Annotated in this window: 12 protein-coding genes and 1 riboswitch; of the genes, 10 read left to right on the forward strand and 2 right to left on the reverse strand. The window is 72.8% G+C overall.

Annotation, left to right across the window (positions count from 1 at the left end; genetic code table 11):
* Window positions 1-127: 127 nt before the first annotated feature.
* The 3 genes from ABT123_RS05505 to ABT123_RS05515 all read left to right on the forward strand — a co-directional run bounded on the left by ABT123_RS05505 (window position 128) and on the right by ABT123_RS05515 (window position 4,416).
* Entirely contained in the window at window positions 128-2,176 is a 2,049-nt protein-coding gene (locus tag ABT123_RS05505) for an N-6 DNA methylase (RefSeq protein WP_351310041.1), read from the forward strand.
* Between the two features lie 135 nt (window positions 2,177-2,311).
* Window positions 2,312-2,881, forward strand: a complete 570-nt coding sequence (locus ABT123_RS05510) for a hypothetical protein (RefSeq protein ID WP_351310043.1) — start codon at window positions 2,312-2,314, stop codon at window positions 2,879-2,881.
* On the forward strand, window positions 2,878-4,416 hold the full coding sequence (locus ABT123_RS05515) for a protein kinase domain-containing protein (RefSeq protein WP_351310044.1): 1,539 nt from the start codon (window positions 2,878-2,880) through the stop codon (window positions 4,414-4,416). Before ABT123_RS05510 ends, ABT123_RS05515 begins: the two co-directional genes overlap by 4 nt.
* 222 nt (window positions 4,417-4,638) lie before the next feature.
* Here the strand turns inward: ABT123_RS05515 and ABT123_RS05520 are convergent, their stop codons facing one another.
* Entirely contained in the window at window positions 4,639-6,990 is a 2,352-nt protein-coding gene (locus ABT123_RS05520) for a YfhO family protein (protein WP_351310046.1), read from the reverse strand.
* A gap of 181 nt (window positions 6,991-7,171) precedes the next feature.
* Here ABT123_RS05520 and ABT123_RS05525 point away from each other — a divergent pair, with 181 nt between their 5' ends.
* Window positions 7,172-7,795 carry a SurA N-terminal domain-containing protein gene (locus ABT123_RS05525; protein WP_351310047.1) on the forward strand — a complete coding sequence of 208 codons (624 nt, stop codon included), beginning with the start codon at window positions 7,172-7,174 and terminating at the stop codon, window positions 7,793-7,795.
* Between the two features lie 25 nt (window positions 7,796-7,820).
* On the forward strand, window positions 7,821-8,813 hold the full coding sequence (locus tag ABT123_RS05530) for a nucleoside triphosphate pyrophosphohydrolase (protein WP_351310049.1): 993 nt from the start codon (window positions 7,821-7,823) through the stop codon (window positions 8,811-8,813).
* 9 nt (window positions 8,814-8,822) lie between these two features.
* On the opposite strand, the gene ABT123_RS05535 is transcribed toward ABT123_RS05530, so the two are convergent.
* Window positions 8,823-10,037, reverse strand: a complete 1,215-nt coding sequence (locus ABT123_RS05535) for a globin domain-containing protein (protein WP_351310051.1) — start codon at window positions 10,035-10,037, stop codon at window positions 8,823-8,825.
* A 115-nt stretch (window positions 10,038-10,152) separates the two neighbouring features.
* Here ABT123_RS05535 and ABT123_RS05540 point away from each other — a divergent pair, with 115 nt between their 5' ends.
* The 5 genes from ABT123_RS05540 (at window position 10,153) to ABT123_RS05560 (ending at window position 16,043) form a co-directional block, all read left to right on the forward strand.
* Window positions 10,153-11,430, forward strand: a complete 1,278-nt coding sequence (locus tag ABT123_RS05540) for a cytochrome P450 family protein (RefSeq protein ID WP_351310053.1) — start codon at window positions 10,153-10,155, stop codon at window positions 11,428-11,430.
* A gap of 146 nt (window positions 11,431-11,576) precedes the next feature.
* The gene (locus ABT123_RS05545; RefSeq protein ID WP_351310055.1) at window positions 11,577-12,728 is read left to right on the forward strand and encodes a LysM peptidoglycan-binding domain-containing protein; all 1,152 of its coding nucleotides are present in this window, start codon (window positions 11,577-11,579) and stop codon (window positions 12,726-12,728) included.
* Window positions 12,729-13,004: 276 nt separating this feature from the next.
* A riboswitch (cyclic di-AMP (ydaO/yuaA leader) is annotated at window positions 13,005-13,182 on the forward strand.
* 3 nt (window positions 13,183-13,185) lie between these two features.
* The gene (locus tag ABT123_RS05550; RefSeq protein ID WP_351310057.1) at window positions 13,186-13,920 is read left to right on the forward strand and encodes a transglycosylase family protein; all 735 of its coding nucleotides are present in this window, start codon (window positions 13,186-13,188) and stop codon (window positions 13,918-13,920) included.
* Between the two features lie 262 nt (window positions 13,921-14,182).
* On the forward strand, window positions 14,183-15,469 hold the full coding sequence (gene eno / locus ABT123_RS05555; RefSeq protein WP_351310059.1) for a phosphopyruvate hydratase: 1,287 nt from the start codon (window positions 14,183-14,185) through the stop codon (window positions 15,467-15,469).
* Between the two features lie 91 nt (window positions 15,470-15,560).
* Window positions 15,561-16,043 carry an FtsB family cell division protein gene (locus tag ABT123_RS05560; protein ID WP_351310061.1) on the forward strand — a complete coding sequence of 161 codons (483 nt, stop codon included), beginning with the start codon at window positions 15,561-15,563 and terminating at the stop codon, window positions 16,041-16,043.
* Window positions 16,044-16,084 lie beyond the last annotated feature (41 nt).

Raw genomic sequence — 16,084 nt, forward strand, 5'->3', positions numbered from 1 at the left:
ATCGGTCGGTCGGGCTGACGGGGGTAATCACAACAGAAGCTGTGAACCGAGTCAACAAGGTTCACATGATGAGATCGGTTCACGCTGTGAAGGCGGTTTCCGGGTGTGTACGGGATATGCTCCGCGCATGCCGGAGAACACCGCAGAGGTCACCGCCGCCGAGATCGCACGCCTCGCCGGAGTCGGCCGCGCCGCCGTCAGCAACTGGCGCCGCCGCCACCCCGACTTCCCCAAGCCCGTCGGCGGCACCGAGACCAGCCCCTCCTTCGCCCTGCCCGAGATCGAGGAATGGCTGCGCGCCCAGGGCAAGCTCGCCGAGGTCCCGCTGCGCGAACGGGTCTGGCAGCAGCTCTCCGGCCACCCCGGCGGAGCCGTCGCCGGACTGCTCGAAGCCGGCTGCGTCCTGCTCGTCGTACGCGACCGGCCCACCGACTGGCGGGCGCCCGCAGCCGTCTCCGACCAGCGGATGGCCGCCCTGCTCCGGCCGCTCCTCGCCGAGGTCCTCGGCGCCCGCTTCGGCACCGGACACCCCCTCACCGTCACGGCCCCCGGCCCCGAAGCCATGCCCCTGGCCCGCGGCGTGGCCGCCCTCGCCGCCGAACTCGGCGCCCGCAACGCCTTCGAGTTCCTCCTCGGCCGGCACCTCGACACCAGCCCCCGCCAGTACACGCCGACCCCGCCCGGCCCCGCCGACCTGATGGCCGCACTGGCCGGCCCCGCCGCCCGCACCGTCCTCGACCCGGCCTGCGGCACCGGCACCCTGCTGCGCGCCGTCCGCAGCCGGCCCGAGGCCCCCGCCACCCTGTACGCGCAGGACAGCAGCCCCGAACTCGCCGCCCTCAGTGCACTCCGGCTCGCCCTGCACGGCGACGCCGAGGTCGTGGCCGCCACCGCCGACAGCCTGCGCTCCGACGCCTTCCCCGGCCTCGCCGCCGACGCCGTGCTCTGCCACCCGCCCTTCAACGAACGCAACTGGGGCCACGAGGAACTCGCCTACGACCCCCGCTGGGAGTACGGCTTCCCCGCCCGCACCGAATCCGAGCTCGCCTGGGTCCAGCACGCCCTCGCCCGCCTTCGCGAGGGCGGCACCGCCGTCCTCCTGATGCCGCCCGCCGTCGCCGCCCGCCGCTCCGGCCGCCGCATCCGCGCCGACCTGCTGCGCCGCGGCGCCCTGCGCGCCGTCGCCGCCCTGCCGGCCGGTGCCGCGCCCCCGTACGGCATCCCCCTCCACCTGTGGGTGCTGCGCAAACCCGCCCCCCACACGCCACCCCCGGCCGGACTGCTGCTCGTCGACACCGCCCCGCTCGCGGAGTCCGGGGGCGGCCGGGAGCGGGCCGCCTGGCCCGCCGTACACAGCGCGGTGCTGGACGCCTGGGAGACGTACGACCGGACCGGCGGCACCGAGGAGGTCCCGGGCATCAGCCGGGTCGTCCCCGTCCTCGAACTCCTCGACGACGACGTCGACCTCACCCCGGCCCGCCACCTGCCGCCGCCCGCCGGCGGGGCCGGCCCCGCCGCCCTCACCGCCGTACGGGACCGCCTCGACGAAACCCTCACCCTCGCCACCCGGCTCACCCCGCCGCCCGCCGCCCCCGCCACGGCCGACGGCGACCCCGCCCGGCTGCCCCTCACCACCATCGGCGAACTCGCCCGGGCCGGCGCCCTGGTGCTCCGCACCGGCACCGGCAGCGGCACCGGCAGCGCACCCGTCCTCACCGAACAGGACGTCTACACCGGCACCGGCCCCTCCGGCACCCTCGCCGACACCGCCGACGAGCCGCTCCTCACCGAACCCGGAGACGTGGTCGTCCCCGTGGTCGGCGGCGCCACCGTCGCCCGCGTCATCGGCCCCGCCACCGCCGGCGCCGCCCTCGGCCGCAACCTCCAGCTGCTGCGCCCCGACCCGGCCGCCCTCGACCCCTGGTTCCTGGCCGGCTTCCTGCGCGGCACCGCGAACCAACGCCAGGCCAGCAGCTACGTCTCCACCGCCACCCGGCTCGACGTACGCCGCCTCCAGCTGCCCCGGCTGCCACTCGCCGAACAGCACCGCTACGGCGACCGGTTCCGCGCGCTCGCCGAATTCGAGGACGCGCTGCGGCTGGCCGGACGCCTCGGCGAACAGCTGGTCCAAGGCCTCTACGACGGCCTCACCGACGGAACCGTCACCCCCGAATAAGTCGAAGCCCGGCTTCCACGCAACGGTTGGGCTGCATCCTGGACATCCCCTGACCGGGTGTCCCTTTCCGGCTATACGCTCTGCCCCGAGCAGTTTTGCGCCATCCCTCGTCCGTACGGCCCGTCAGGAGCAGTGATGCACGGCCCCGGCTACCCGCCGCCGCACCACCAGGAACACCGTCCCAACAGCGGGTTCCTGGTGACCATGCGTGTGCTGTTCGCCCTGCTGCCCCTGCTGAGCTGCGGCATGCTCGCCTTCGGGACGCTGATCCGGCTCGCCGTCGTCACCCGCCGCACCCGCGACTGGGTCCTGTGCGGGACCAACGCCGTCCTGTCCGTGTGCTGCCTCTGGCTGCTCGGCACCGACCCCACCCCCGACGCCAGCACCTGGCGCGGCAACACCGGCATGGGCGTCATGCTCGCCATGGCCGCGGCGATCGTCGCCTACTTCCTCTACGCCGACATCAAGCACCACGCGAACCTCGCGAACCCGCAGCCGGTGCCGCCCGCCGGCTGGTACCCGCCGACCCCGCCGCCCGGCCCGACGCAGTACGGCTACCCGCCCGCCGCGCAGACCCAGCCGCAGGGCCCCGGCCCCACCCCGCCGCCCGCGCCCCCGGCACCCCGCATCGGCCAGGTCCGCGCCGAACTCGACGAGCTGAGCGAACTGCTGCGCAAGCAGGACGGCCGGGAGCAGGGCCGGTGACCGCGCCCGCCACCACCGGCGCCGGCGCCCCCGCCACCGAGCGGGTCATCGCGGACCGGTACCAGCTCGCCACCGTCCTCGGCCAGGGCGGCATGGGCCAGGTCTGGACGGCGTACGACCGGCGGCTCGACCGGCGCGTCGCCGTCAAACTGCTGCGCCCCGACAAGGTCGCCGGGCCCGGCACCGTCGCCGAGGAACTGCGCCGCCGGTTCGTCCGCGAATGCCGGGTCACCGCCCAGGTCGACCACCCCGGGCTGGTCACCGTGCACGACGCCGGCAGCGACGGCGACGACCTCTACCTGGTCATGCAGTACGTCGAAGGCGCCGACCTCGCCGACCACCTGGCCGAGCACGAGCCCTACCCGTGGCAGTGGGCGGTCTCGGTCGCCGCCCAGCTCTGCTCGGTGCTCTCCGCCGTGCACGCGGTGCCCATCGTCCACCGCGACCTCAAGCCGCGGAACGTGATGGTCCGGCCGGACGGCACCATCCTCGTCCTCGACCTCGGCGTCGCCTCCGTGATGGACACCGACACCACCCGCCTCACCCACACCGGCTCGCCCATAGGCAGCCCCGCCTATATGGCCCCCGAACAGGCCATGGGCGGCGCCGTCGGCCCGCGCACCGACCTGTACGCCCTTGGCGTGCTCATGTACGAACTCCTCAGCGGCAGCGTCCCCTTCGCCGGCTCCACCGCGCTCGGCGTGCTCCACCGGCACCTGTACGAGCCGCCGCTCCCGGTCCGCCAGCTCCGCCCGGAGATCCCGCACCAGCTGGAAGCCCTCCTCCTGCACCTCCTCGCGAAGGACCCGCAGGACCGGCCCTCCTCCGCCCAGGAGGTGTACGAGGCGCTGGCCCCGCTGCTGCCCGCCCACGGCACGGCGGCCGGCCCGATGGACCCCACCCGGCCCTTCCTGCGCCCGATGGCCCCCTGGCCGGACCGGGCCGCGGTGCCCGCCGTGCCGCCCCGCCCGGCAGCCCCGCCGCGCCCGGACATCGCCTCCTCCGTGGACGAGGTGAAGCGCCTCCTCGACCAGGGCCGGCTCACCCAGGCCGTGGACATCCTCGGCTCCCTGCTGCCGGCCGCCGCCGCCCAGCACGGCGAGAAGTCCCCGGTGGTCCGCTCCCTGCGCAAGCAGTACGCGGCCACCCTGATGGACGACGGCCAGTACCGGCGCGCCCTGCCCGAACTCCGGCGGCTCGCCGACGAACTCCCGCCCGGCGACCCGCAGGCGCTGCGGTTCCGCTACGAGGCGGCCCAGTGCCTGGACCAGCTGGGCGAGCCGGCCGCTGCGCTCGCCGAATACCGGTCCCTGCTCCCGCTGTTCGAGAACCACTACGCCAACCCGGACCCGGAGCTTCCGCTGGAGGTCCGGCGCCGGATAGCGCACCTGCTGCTCTCGCTGGGCGACCGCCAGGCCGCCCACGAAACCCTGGCCCGCCTCCTCTTCGACGCGGACCGCCTCCACGGCCCGGCCCACCCCTTCCCCACGGAAGTCCGCCGCACCCTCCACTGGCTAGGCCAGGTCAGGGGCTAACCCCCAGGTGTGGGCAATCGTTCCGCAGGGCGGAACGGGTGGGCACACCGGAACCCGCACCCGCAGGGCCCGCGCAGCGTGCACAGCCACCGCCCCGGGGCGGTGGCTTCGCTGCACCCCGGCGGGGCCGGGGGCGCGGGCACACGCTGCGCGGCCGGTGCGCGCCGTCGTGCCGTGTGCCCACCCGTGCCGCCCTGCGGCACGATTGCCCACACGGCGGGGTTACGCGCCCCGGCGCACCCGCAGGGCGACCGCCCCAAGGACCAGCAGGCCCGCCGCGCCCGCGGAAAGGCCCGCCACCAGCCCCGGCGGCCGGAACGTACAGGTGATCTCGGCGGTGCGCCCGTCCAGCGGGACCGAGACCAGCCCCAGGTGTCGCCCCGCCGGACGGCCGTTACAGGTCCACCCCGCTATCCGCGGAGCGGCAAGCACCGCGACGGACCCGGCCGCGGTCCCGGCCGGCAGCTCCGCGCGGACCCCCCGCGAGCCGACCTGCACCGAAGTCGCCGCCGTCGCCCGGAGCCGGGCCACCGCCGCGTCCAGCCGGGACCGGTCCAGGCAGCCCAGGGTCCAGCGGCGCGGCGGCTTCCGGTCGAAGACCACCGCCGAGGCGGCCCCGTTGGAGCGGCCCAGCGGCTGCAGCGCCGCCCGGTTGCGCGGCGCATTGCCGTGCATCAGGAAGGCCGGCCCGTCCGCCAGCCGGACCCGCGCGTTGTACTCCGGAGCCCACAGGAACGCCTCCGTGCCGGCCGCGCACACCCCCCGCGCCACCGGATCCGCATACACCCGTGCCCCCAGCAGCAGTTCCTGGTTCCGGAACGGCGAGTCGCCATAGACCGGCCGGGCCGCGGCCGGCGGCCGGACCGTGACCAGCGGCAGGGTGTCCCGGCGGACGACCGTGCCGTCCGGCTGGAGCCTGGCACCCACCGCGAACAGCGCGTCCGTCACCGGGTTGTCGATGCTCTGCACATTGCGCCCGCGTGAGGTCCAGCCCGCCCCCAGCGCCACCATGGTGCGGGTGAACACGTCCGGGGTGTGGCTGCTGTAGTAGGCGCCGCCCTCGCCGCCCAGCAGCATCGGATCGTTGCCGGTGAGGGCCGGCCGGCTCGGGTCCGTCCGGTACGCCGGCCAGCCCTCGGCGGCGGCCAGCGCCTCGGCCCGCGCGGTGTGTTCGCGGCCCCAGGACGGGTAGTCGTCCAGCCCGCCCAGCTTGCCCTGGTGGCCCCAGGCGGTGGTGGCCGCCGCCTGCCCGGCCAGCACCAGCGCCAGCAGTCCCGCCGCCGGGACGGCGAACCGGCGGTGGTGCAGCAGCCACCAGGCCAGCGCCGCCACCAGCAGCCCGCCCAGGAACAGGGCGTACGAGGTCGTGGTGGGCAGCCGGCTGCCGCTCGCCCAGAGCACCGCCCCGGCCAGCACGGCCGCGCCCCCGGCGAGCGGTCGCAGCCCCGGCCGGCCGGCCGCCAGCCCCATCCACGCGGCGATCACCACCACCCCGGCGAGCACGAACGTCTGCCGGTACGCACTGCCGTTGGGCGTGGCGAACACGTGCCAGGCCAGATGCGTCGGCTTCCACTGGAAGGAGAGCAGCACCGCCACCAGCAGCCCCGTCCACCACAGCCGGGGCCGCAGCGGCACCGCCCGGTGGAACGGCAGGGCCACCGCCAGCAGCAGGGTGCCGGTGCCGACGAACAGGGCGGGGGAGGAGAAGCTGTAGGTGGCGGGCAGCAGCCGGGCGAACAGGTCCGACCAGGCCACCGGGGTGAACTCCCGCACCAGGCCCGGGTAGGCGTGCTTCGACCCGAGGAAGACCGGCACCAGCACGGGCGCGGCCAGCGCGATGCCCAGCAGGGTGCTCCCCGCGGCCCGCAGCACCACCCGCACCCGGGCCCGTACGTCCTCCCGCTCCAGCACCACCCGCACCAGCAGCACCAGCGCCGCACCGAGGGTGGCCATATAGGCGGTGTAGAAGTTGGCCGTCCAGGACACCGCCACCACCAGCGGGGCGAGCACCGCGCGGCGTCCGCGCAGCGCCCACTCCCCGGTCAGGCACAGCATCGGGAAGGCGATGAGACCGTCCAGCCACATCGGGTTGTACGAGGCCTCGATGACCGACCATCCGCACAGGGCGTACGAGGCGCCCAGCACGGCCGCGCCCCACCACGGCCCCGGCCGCATGGTCCGCAGCAGCCAGGCCATGGCCGCCCCGGCCGCCGCGATCTTCAGCACCGTGACCACGTACACCGCGAGATCGATGTCCTGGCGCGGGAAGAAGCCGACCAGCAGCGCGAACGGGCTCGTCAGATAGGTCCCGAGGTCCGGCAGGAAGCTGGTCCCGTACCCGGACTGCCAGTTGAGCAGCACCCCGCCCGCCGCCCGGCCGTGCAGCAGGTCCCACAAGTGCGCGTGGAAGGGCACGAACTGGTTGCCGAGGTCGTTGATGCTGCGGTGCCGGTGGCCGTACGGGAACACCCGCGCGACCGCGTCCCCGGCACCCACCCCCACGACGGCGATCAGCGCCGCGAGCGCCGATCCGTAGAGGCTGTGGCGGCGCGGTGAGCGGTGCGGTGTCGACATGGTGGGGGAACCTTGGCAGGGGTGGACGACAGAAGGATGGCCACCGGGTGAACACGCACCCCGACAGCGCGGGAATCGTTGGTCGAACCGGTGGCTCTGATCAACCTGAGCTCATACCATCGATCACCGCAAGGCACTTGTGCACCGCTGCACAATCTTCAGCCAGGCCCTGGAGGCTCCTTTGCACCGTCGCACTGCGCTCTCCGTCTCCGCCGCCCTGCTTCTCGCGGCCCCGCTGCTCTCCGCCTGTTCGGGCGAGGCACGACCCGGCACCGCGGCCGTCGTCGGCGGTGAACGCATCACCACCTCCGCGCTCCAGGCCCAGGTGAAGGACGTCCGGGACGCCCAGCAGCGCTCGGCGAACGCCACCCAGCTGGTGGCCAACTCGACGCAGCTGGAACGGGTCAAGCTCAGCAAGATGATCCAGCTGCGGGTGCTGGAGAAGGCCGCCGCGACGGCCGGAATCACGGTCTCCACCAAGGAGACCGAAGAAGTGCAGAAGAGCAGGCTGGCCCAGACCGGCGGTCAGGAGAAGATGGACGAGATCATGCTGGCGCAGCGGGTGCCGCTCGCGCCCGGGCAGGTCGAGGACGAGGTCCGCTTCCAGCTGCTCTTCGCCAAGCTCAGCGACCGCTACGGCGAGGACAAGGTGCTGGAGCCGCTGGCCAAGGCCGCCGAGCAGCTGCGCATCGAGGTGAACCCCCGCTACGGCGCCTGGGACACCCGGCAGATCACCGTCGGCGACCAGAAGATCCCGTGGATCAGCCAGAAGACCCGGCCCGAGCAGCCCCCGGCCGGGGCCTGACCGCCGGCGGAGGTAGGTTCGAAGGGTGACTGAGCACCCGACCGCCGAGCACCCCACCGCCGAGCCCACCGGCCGCATCGTCCTGCTGACCACCAGCCACCGGGTCGCCCCCGGGGTGCTGTCCTGGTCCGCGTGGCAGACCCTGCACGCAGCCGACCTGGTGCTGTGCGCCGACCCGGACCACCCGCAGCTGCCCTATCTGCGGGAGGCCGGGATCGAGGTCGTGGGGGAGAGCCCGGACGCGCACGCGCTGGTCGAGGAGTGCGCGGGCGGCCGGACCGTGGTGGTGCTCCCCTCCGGCGAGGGCGACCGGCGGCTCACCGACGGCCTGGCCCGGCTGGCCGGCTCCGGCCGGCACAGCATGCCCGACCTGGAGCTGCTGCCCGGCTCCTACGATCTGCCCGGCGCCCGGCTGCTCGACCTGGTCCAGGTGATGGACCGGATCCGGCGCGAGTGCCCCTGGTCCTCCCGCCAGACCCACAAGGGCCTGGCGAAGTACGGGATCGAAGAGGCGTACGAGCTCGTCGAGGCGATCGAGGACGGCGACCGGGAGGAGCTGCGCGAGGAGCTCGGCGACGTCCTCCTCCAGGTGGTCTTCCACGCGCGCATCGCCGAGGAGGACCCCGAGGAGCCGTTCTCGGTCGACGACGTGGCCGGGACGATCGTGGAGAAGCTCATCCACCGGCATCCGCACGTCTTCGGCGACGCGAAGGCCGAGACCCCGGAGGACGTGAAGGCGCACTGGATGCGCACCAAGGCGGCCGAGAAACAGCGTGATTCGGTGACCGACGGGATCCCGCTGGGGCAGCCGGGGCTCGCGCTCGCGTCGAAGCTGGCGGGCCGGGTCCGGTCCGGCGGGGTGGACGTACCGCTGCCGGAGGGCGAGGGCATCGGGTACGAACTGCTGGCGCTGGCGGCACGTGCCGAGGCGCAGGGGGTGGACCCGGAGACCGCGCTGCGCGCGGCGGCCCGCACCTACCGGGACGCGATCCGGGCCGCCGAGGGCCTCGACGGATAGCGCGGCGGGTCAGCGCCCGTACGGCTCGCGCGGGGCGCGGGCCGAGGGGTTGTGCCAGTGCGGGGCCGGGCGGTTCAGGAACCACTCGCCGGAGCCCAGCGGCCGGGCGTGCGCGGGGCCGGCGGGGACCGCATCGTGGAAGAGCCGGTCGGGGCGGGCGCCCAGCTCCGCCAGGAGGCAGGCGGTCTCCTCCATGAAGGCCGCCGGGCCGCTCAGGTACACGTCCTGGTCGGGCCACAGGCCCCGGTTGCCGAGCGCGGTGGCCAGCCGTTCGGTGGCCTGGTTGCGGTGCCTGCCCGGGGCCGGGGTCAGATAGGTGACGCTCAGCCAGCCGTACGCCTCGGCGTATGCGTCGATGAGCGGGCGGTCGTACAGGTACGCCTGCTCGCGGGCGGTCACGAACAGCCGCACGTCCTGATCGGGAGGGTCCGCGACCAGCTCCTCCAGCAGGGCCAGCACCGGCGCCCAGCCGGTGCCGGCGGCGATCAGGCTGATCGGGCGGCCGTCCCGGCGCAGGGTCATCAGGCCGCCGGGGGCACCCAGCCGCAGCAGTTCGCCGGGCTGGACCTCGCGGACCAGGGCGGTGCTGAGCCGGCCCCGTTCGATCCGGCTGACATGCAGGTCGACGGTGTGGTCGGCACGCGGCGCATTGCCGATGGAGTAGGTGCGCCAGGTGGTCGGCACCCGTGCGCTGCTCACGCTGACGTACTGGCCGGCCCGGTAGGGCAGCGGCTGGTGGGGCCGGAGGGTCAGCACCCCGATGTCCTCCCCGTACTGGAGGTGGCGCACGACCTCCGCGTCCCACCACGGGGGGTCCTTGCTTTCGGCGGCGCCGGCCGTCATCGCGTCGGCGATCACCTGGTACGCCTCGGCCCAGGCCTTCTCCACGTCCGGGGTCCAGGCCTCGCCGGAGGTCTCGGCGAGCGCGGCGAGCAGGCTGGAGCCGACGGCGGCGTAGTGCTCGGGGCCCGTGCGGAACTTGCGGTGGTCGCGGCCCAGGTCCCGTAGATAGGGGAGGAGCGTCTCGTCCTCCAGATGGGCGATCACGTGGGTGAGCGCGGCGAAGAGCCGGTCCCGCTGCCGCTCCATGTCCTCGAAGGAGGAGGGGAACAGCTCACGGAGTCCGGGGTTGTGCCAGAACAGGTGGGAGTAGAAGAACTTGACCGCGTGTTCGGCCCGCCTCTCCACCACCGCAAAGCTGCTCTTCAAGATCCTCACATCCACAAAACCGAAAGTAGGAATGCCGGGCAAGGTGAGGTCAAGCTCTGTCCGATCTGCGGACAGCCGCGGCGAACCACCCATAAGGGGTGGCGCCCCGGCGGCGGGATACCGTCGGACGGTGCACGAGGACCCCGCCACCGCCGCAGCAGCCGCCCCCGCAGCAGCCGCCCCCGCCGCCCCCACGCTCTTCGACTGGGAGTTCGCGACCGACCCGTACCCGGCCTACGCCTGGCTGCGCGAACACGCCCCGGTGCACCGCACCAAGCTGCCCAGCGGGGTCGAGGCCTGGCTGGTGACCCGGTACGCCGACGCCCGCCAGGCCCTCGCCGACCAGCGGCTCAGCAAGAACCCGGCGCACCATGCGGAGCCCGCGCACGCCAAGGGCAAGACCGGGATTCCGGGGGAGCGCAAGGCGGAGTTGATGACCCATCTGCTCAACATCGACCCGCCGGACCACACCCGGCTGCGGCGGCTGGTGTCGAAGGCCTTCACCCCGCGCCGGGTGGCCGAGTTCACCCCGCGGGTCCAGGAGCTCACCGACCACCTGATCGACAACTTCGCCGGCCGGGGCGAGGCGGACCTCATCCACGAGTTCGCGTTCCCGCTCCCCATCTACGCCATCTGCGAGATGCTCGGCGTACCGCGGGAGGACCAGGACGACTTCCGCGACTGGGCCGGGATGATGATCCGGCACGGCGGAGGTCCGCGCGGCGGGGTGGCCCGGTCGGTGAAGCAGATGCGGAACTACCTGGTCGAGCTCATCCACCGCAAAAGGGATGATCTGGGCGATGACCTGATTTCGGGTCTGATCCGGGCAAGCGACCACGGCGAGCACCTGACCGAGAACGAGGCCGCCGCCATGGCCTTCATCCTGCTCTTCGCCGGCTTCGAGACCACCGTGAACCTCATCGGCAACGGCGTCCACTCTCTCTTCGCCAACCCGGACCAGCGCAGCCGCCTCCAGGCCTCCCTCGCGGCCGGGGAGACCGGACTGCTCGCCACCGGGGTCGAGGAACTGCTCCGCTACGACGGCCCGGTCGAGCTGGCCACCTGGCGGTTTGCCACCCGCCCGCTGACGCTCGGCGGACAGGACATCGCGGCCGGCGACCCGGTCCTCGTCGTCCTCGCCGCCGCCGACCGCGACCCCGCCCGGTTCGCCGATCCGGACATCCTGGACCTCTCCCGCAGTGACAATCAGCACCTTGGATACGGGCACGGAATCCATTACTGCCTGGGTGCTCCGCTGGCCCGGCTGGAGGGACAGACAGCGCTTGCAACTTTGCTGACGCGGATTCCGGATCTGGAGCTCGCCGTGGAGCCCGAGGCGCTGCGCTGGCGCGGCGGGCTGATCATGCGTGGACTGCGCACGCTTCCGGTTCGCTTCACACCCCGCTAATTAACTGACCGCAGGTCAACAGCCCGGGTGCCCACTGCCGCCCCGCTGTGACCTTCGCGTGATCTGCGCTGCATCGACTTGTGACAAGCGTTCGAGGAGCGCTAGGTTCCGTGACCTCCCCGCTGTCACGCGAAAGGTCCACCCTCATGCGTTCCGGGAACGGCCGCCATCGTCGGCCCCGTCAGGCCCCTGCGATCGTCGTCACGGCCGGAGTCACCGGCTCCGCCCTGGCCATGCCGCTGCTCGCCGCCACCAGTGCGAGCGCGGCGGACACCGCCACCTGGGACAAGGTCGCCGAGTGCGAGAGCGGTGGCACCTGGAGCGCCGACTACGGCAGCGGTGCGTACGGCGGGCTCCAGTTCACCCAGGAGCAGTGGAAGGACGCCGGCGGTCTCGACTACGCCCCGCGCGCCGACCTGGCCAGCCGCTCCCAGCAGATAGCCATCGCCGAGCGGGTGCTGGCCGCCGACGGGCCCGGAGCCTGGGCGCACTGCGGGGAGTCGGCCGGACTGACCCGCAACGGCCCCGCCGCCGCCGTGGACCCGGGCCAGCCGGGCCCCCAGCCGGACCGGTCGCTCGCCCCGGTCCGCCCGGAGGACCGCCCGGAGGACTCCGGCAGCTCCGACCCGACGGCCGTGCCGGGCGGGGTGTTCACCCCGGGCATGCCGGTCATGCCGGCCCCGCTGCCGCCCACCGAGCCGGTCGCGCCCACCGCGCCCACTGCGCCGGTCGCACCCACCGCGCCCGGTAAGCCGACCGCGCCGGTCGGTGAGACGCCGGCGCCGGGCACCACCCCGACCCTGCCCGCCACCCCGGGCACTCCGGGTACTCCGGGCACCCCCACCGGCCCGACCACGCCCGGCACTCCGACCGGCCCGGTGGACCCCACCGCCCCGCCGGTCGCGCCGACCACGCCCGGCACGCCGACCACCCCGGCCACTCCGGGCAGCCCGACGACCGACCCCACGGCCCCCACGGCACCGGTGAGCCCCACGGCGACCACCGACCCGGCGACGCCCGTCACCGACCCGAGCGGCGCCCCGGTGGCCGGCACGGACACCGGCACCGGACGACACCGCGGTGCACCCGCCGCCGAGGAAACCGCCGCAACCAATGCCAAGTCGGAAAAAACGGACCCGACATACACCGTGAAGGCCGGCGACACCCTCGGCGACATCGCCGACGCCAAGGGGCTCAAGGGCGGCTGGAATGCCCTCTACGCGGCCAATGAGCAGGTCATCGGGGGCGACGCGGATCTCATCAAGCCGGGCCAGAACCTGGATCTAAGCCAGAAATAGGGCCAGTTCGGGCGACCGGAAAGCCCCTAATGTCCGTTGTGAGCAAGTGAGACATGCGTCTCTTCCGGTCAACTGGCGTGTCCTCCCTGTGACCTTCCGCGAATCCGCCCCTCACCTGCGCAAACACCCTTTCGGGGAGCGCAAGTAGGGGCGGTTTTGTGCTCGAAACGCTCGTTGAACATCCGGGGCAGACCTGTCTACCTTCTGAATCGCTCGCCACCGCGGGCCTCTTCGACCGCATCGCCGAATCCTGCCGGCGGACGGAGGGAACAGTCGTCGCGTCAAGCGCCGAAGGCAGGAGCGGGGGAACCAAGGTAAGTGCCGGACCCGGACGGCCGTTGAGAGACGGTCAGCGGGAATGGCTTGGGGTTAAGCCACGCGCTAGGTCGCGAGGCCGGGCAACTCACTCGCCCGAACCCGACAGCTCACCTCGTAGGCGTCGGTGAGGAGAAGTTCCATGCTGCTTTCCGGCAAGGGCAAGCACCGTCGCGCCTCCAAGGCCACCCGGATCGTCACGCTCGCCGGTGTCACCGGTGCCGCGATCGCCGCCCCGCTGATGGCTGCGGGCACCGCGAACGCCGCCACCGCCTCGCAGTGGGACACCGTCGCCAAGTGCGAGTCCGGTGGCAACTGGTCCATCAACACCGGCAACGGCTACTACGGCGGCCTGCAGTTCTCCGCCTCCACCTGGGCCGCGTACGGCGGCAAGGCGTACGCCGCCACCGCCAACAAGGCTTCCAAGGCCCAGCAGATAGCCGTCGCCGAGAAGGTCCTCAAGGGCCAGGGCAAGGGCGCCTGGCCGCACTGCGGCAAGGGCCTGACCAACTCCGCGTACACCGGCGGCTCCACCGGCACCTCGAACGGCTCCGGCACCGAGGTCAAGCAGGCCAAGCCGAAGACCGAGACCAAGCGCACCGAGACCAAGCGCACCGAGACCACCACCACCCGGTCCGAGCGCTCCCAGGCCCCGGCCCCGTCGAAGCCGGCCACCAAGCCGGCCGCGAAGCCCGCCGCCCCCCTCGCCGTGAAGACCGGCACCGGCTCCTACGAGGTCAAGGCCGGCGACACCCTCGGCGCCATCGCCGACGCCAACGGCGTCCAGGGCGGCTGGCAGCACCTGCACGACCTGAACAAGGACATCGTTGCGGATGCCGATCTGATCTACCCGGGCCAGAAGCTGAAGCTTTCCTGACACCCGGCTGAATGGCCGGCACTTCCCGGCACATCCCGGCGCAGCACTCCCGCCCGGCGCGTCCCCGACGTGCCGGGCGGTGGTGTGTCCGGCGGAATTCAAGGGTCCTATGTCCTGTAAGGAGGGTATTCGGGCCCTTTTTCGTCCCAGGACCCGGGCGGTCGACCGGCCCACTGCCCGGAGCCGGTTAGGCTCTAGACCGGCAGGGGCCTCCCACGGCCCCACACGCCACCGCACACCCAGCGTCACATCCCAGAAGGAGATGCTCGTGCCGTCCATCGACGTCGTCGTAGCCCGGGAAATCCTGGACTCCCGAGGCAACCCCACGGTCGAGGTCGAGGTGGGCCTCGACGATGGCAGCACCGGCCGTGCTGCCGTCCCGTCCGGCGCCTCCACCGGTGCCTTCGAGGCCATTGAGCTCCGTGACGGTGACCCCAACCGCTACATGGGCAAGGGCGTGGAGAAGGCCGTTCTCGCGGTCATCGAGCAGATCGGCCCGGAGCTCGTCGGCTACGACGCCACCGAGCAGCGCCTGATCGACCAGGCCATGTTCGACCTGGACGCCACCGACAACAAGGGCTCGCTCGGCGCCAACGCCATCCTCGGCGTCTCCCTCGCCGTCGCGCACGCCGCGTCCGAAGCCTCGGACCTGCCGCTCTTCCGCTACCTCGGCGGCCCGAACGCGCACCTGCTGCCCGTTCCGATGATGAACATCCTCAACGGTGGGTCGCACGCCGACTCCAACGTCGACATCCAGGAGTTCATGATTGCCCCGATCGGCGCGGAGTCCTTCTCCGAGGCGCTGCGCTGGGGTGCCGAGGTCTACCACACCCTCAAGAAGGTCCTGCACACCAAGGGCCTCTCCACCGGTCTCGGTGACGAGGGCGGCTTCGCCCCGAACCTGGAGTCCAACCGCGCCGCGCTCGACCTCATCGTCGAGGCCATCAAGCAGGCCGGCTACGTCCCGGGCAAGGACATCGCGCTCGCGCTCGACGTCGCCGCGTCCGAGTTCTACAAGGACGGCAAGTACGAGTTCGAGGGCCAGTCCCGCTCGGCCGCCGAGATGACCGAGTACTACGCCGAGCTCGTCGACGCGTACCCGCTGGTCTCCATCGAGGACCCGCTCTTCGAGGACGACTGGGCCGGCTGGAAGGTCATCACCGACAAGCTGGGCGCCCGCGTCCAGATCGTCGGTGACGACCTGTTCGTCACCAACCCGGAGCGCCTGGCCCGCGGTATCGAGGAGGGCTCCGCGAACGCCCTGCTCGTGAAGGTGAACCAGATCGGTTCGCTGACCGAGACCCTCGACGCCGTCGAGATGGCCCAGCGCAACGGCTTCAAGTGCATGATGTCGCACCGCTCGGGCGAGACCGAGGACGTCACCATCGCCGACCTCGCCGTCGCCGTGAACTGCGGTCAGATCAAGACCGGCGCCCCGGCCCGCTCGGACCGCGTCGCCAAGTACAACCAGCTGCTGCGCATCGAGGAGATCCTCGACGACGCCGCGGTGTACGCGGGCCGCTCCGCCTTCCCGCGCTTCAAGGGCTAATCACCCGGCCTCGGGTCTAGCCTCCGTACGTCCCCGCACCCGGTCCCGTACCGTGTGCGGGGACGTACTGCGTACACAGGGGAGGCGGGACATGGCCGGGAACCGGGATCGGTTCTCCACCGCGACCAGGCTCAAGCAGCTCGGCGAGCGGACCGCAGCCCACGTCTACCGATCGCAGTCGCGCCGTCAGGTACGCCGCAGCCGGCTCACCGGCAGGGCCGCACTGCTGGTGCTCGTCCTCTGTACGCTGGTTGTCGCCCTCGCGTATCCGATGCGCCAGTACGTCTCCCAGCGCTCGGAGATCACGGAGCAGCAGCGGGCCGCGGACGAGGCGCGCCAGCGACTCGAGGAGCTGCGCGACGAAAAGGCCCGCTGGCAGGACCCGGCCTATGTGAAGCAGCAGGCACGCAGACACCTGCACTTCGTACAGCCCGGGGAGATCGGCTACACCATGATCGATCCGACCGCCGAGGCCGAGGAGCGTCGCCGCAACGAACACGGAGCGGCCGACCGCCCCTGGTACTCCAACGTCTGGGACGGCGTCGACAAGGCCGACCGCCCCGTCGCCAACTGAGTGCGCCAACCAAGTCAGACCGAGCAACCACGAAGAAGAGA

It is taken from the genome of Streptomyces sp. NPDC002054 (genome assembly GCF_040296685.1).
Lineage (GTDB): Bacteria > Actinomycetota > Actinomycetes > Streptomycetales > Streptomycetaceae > Streptomyces.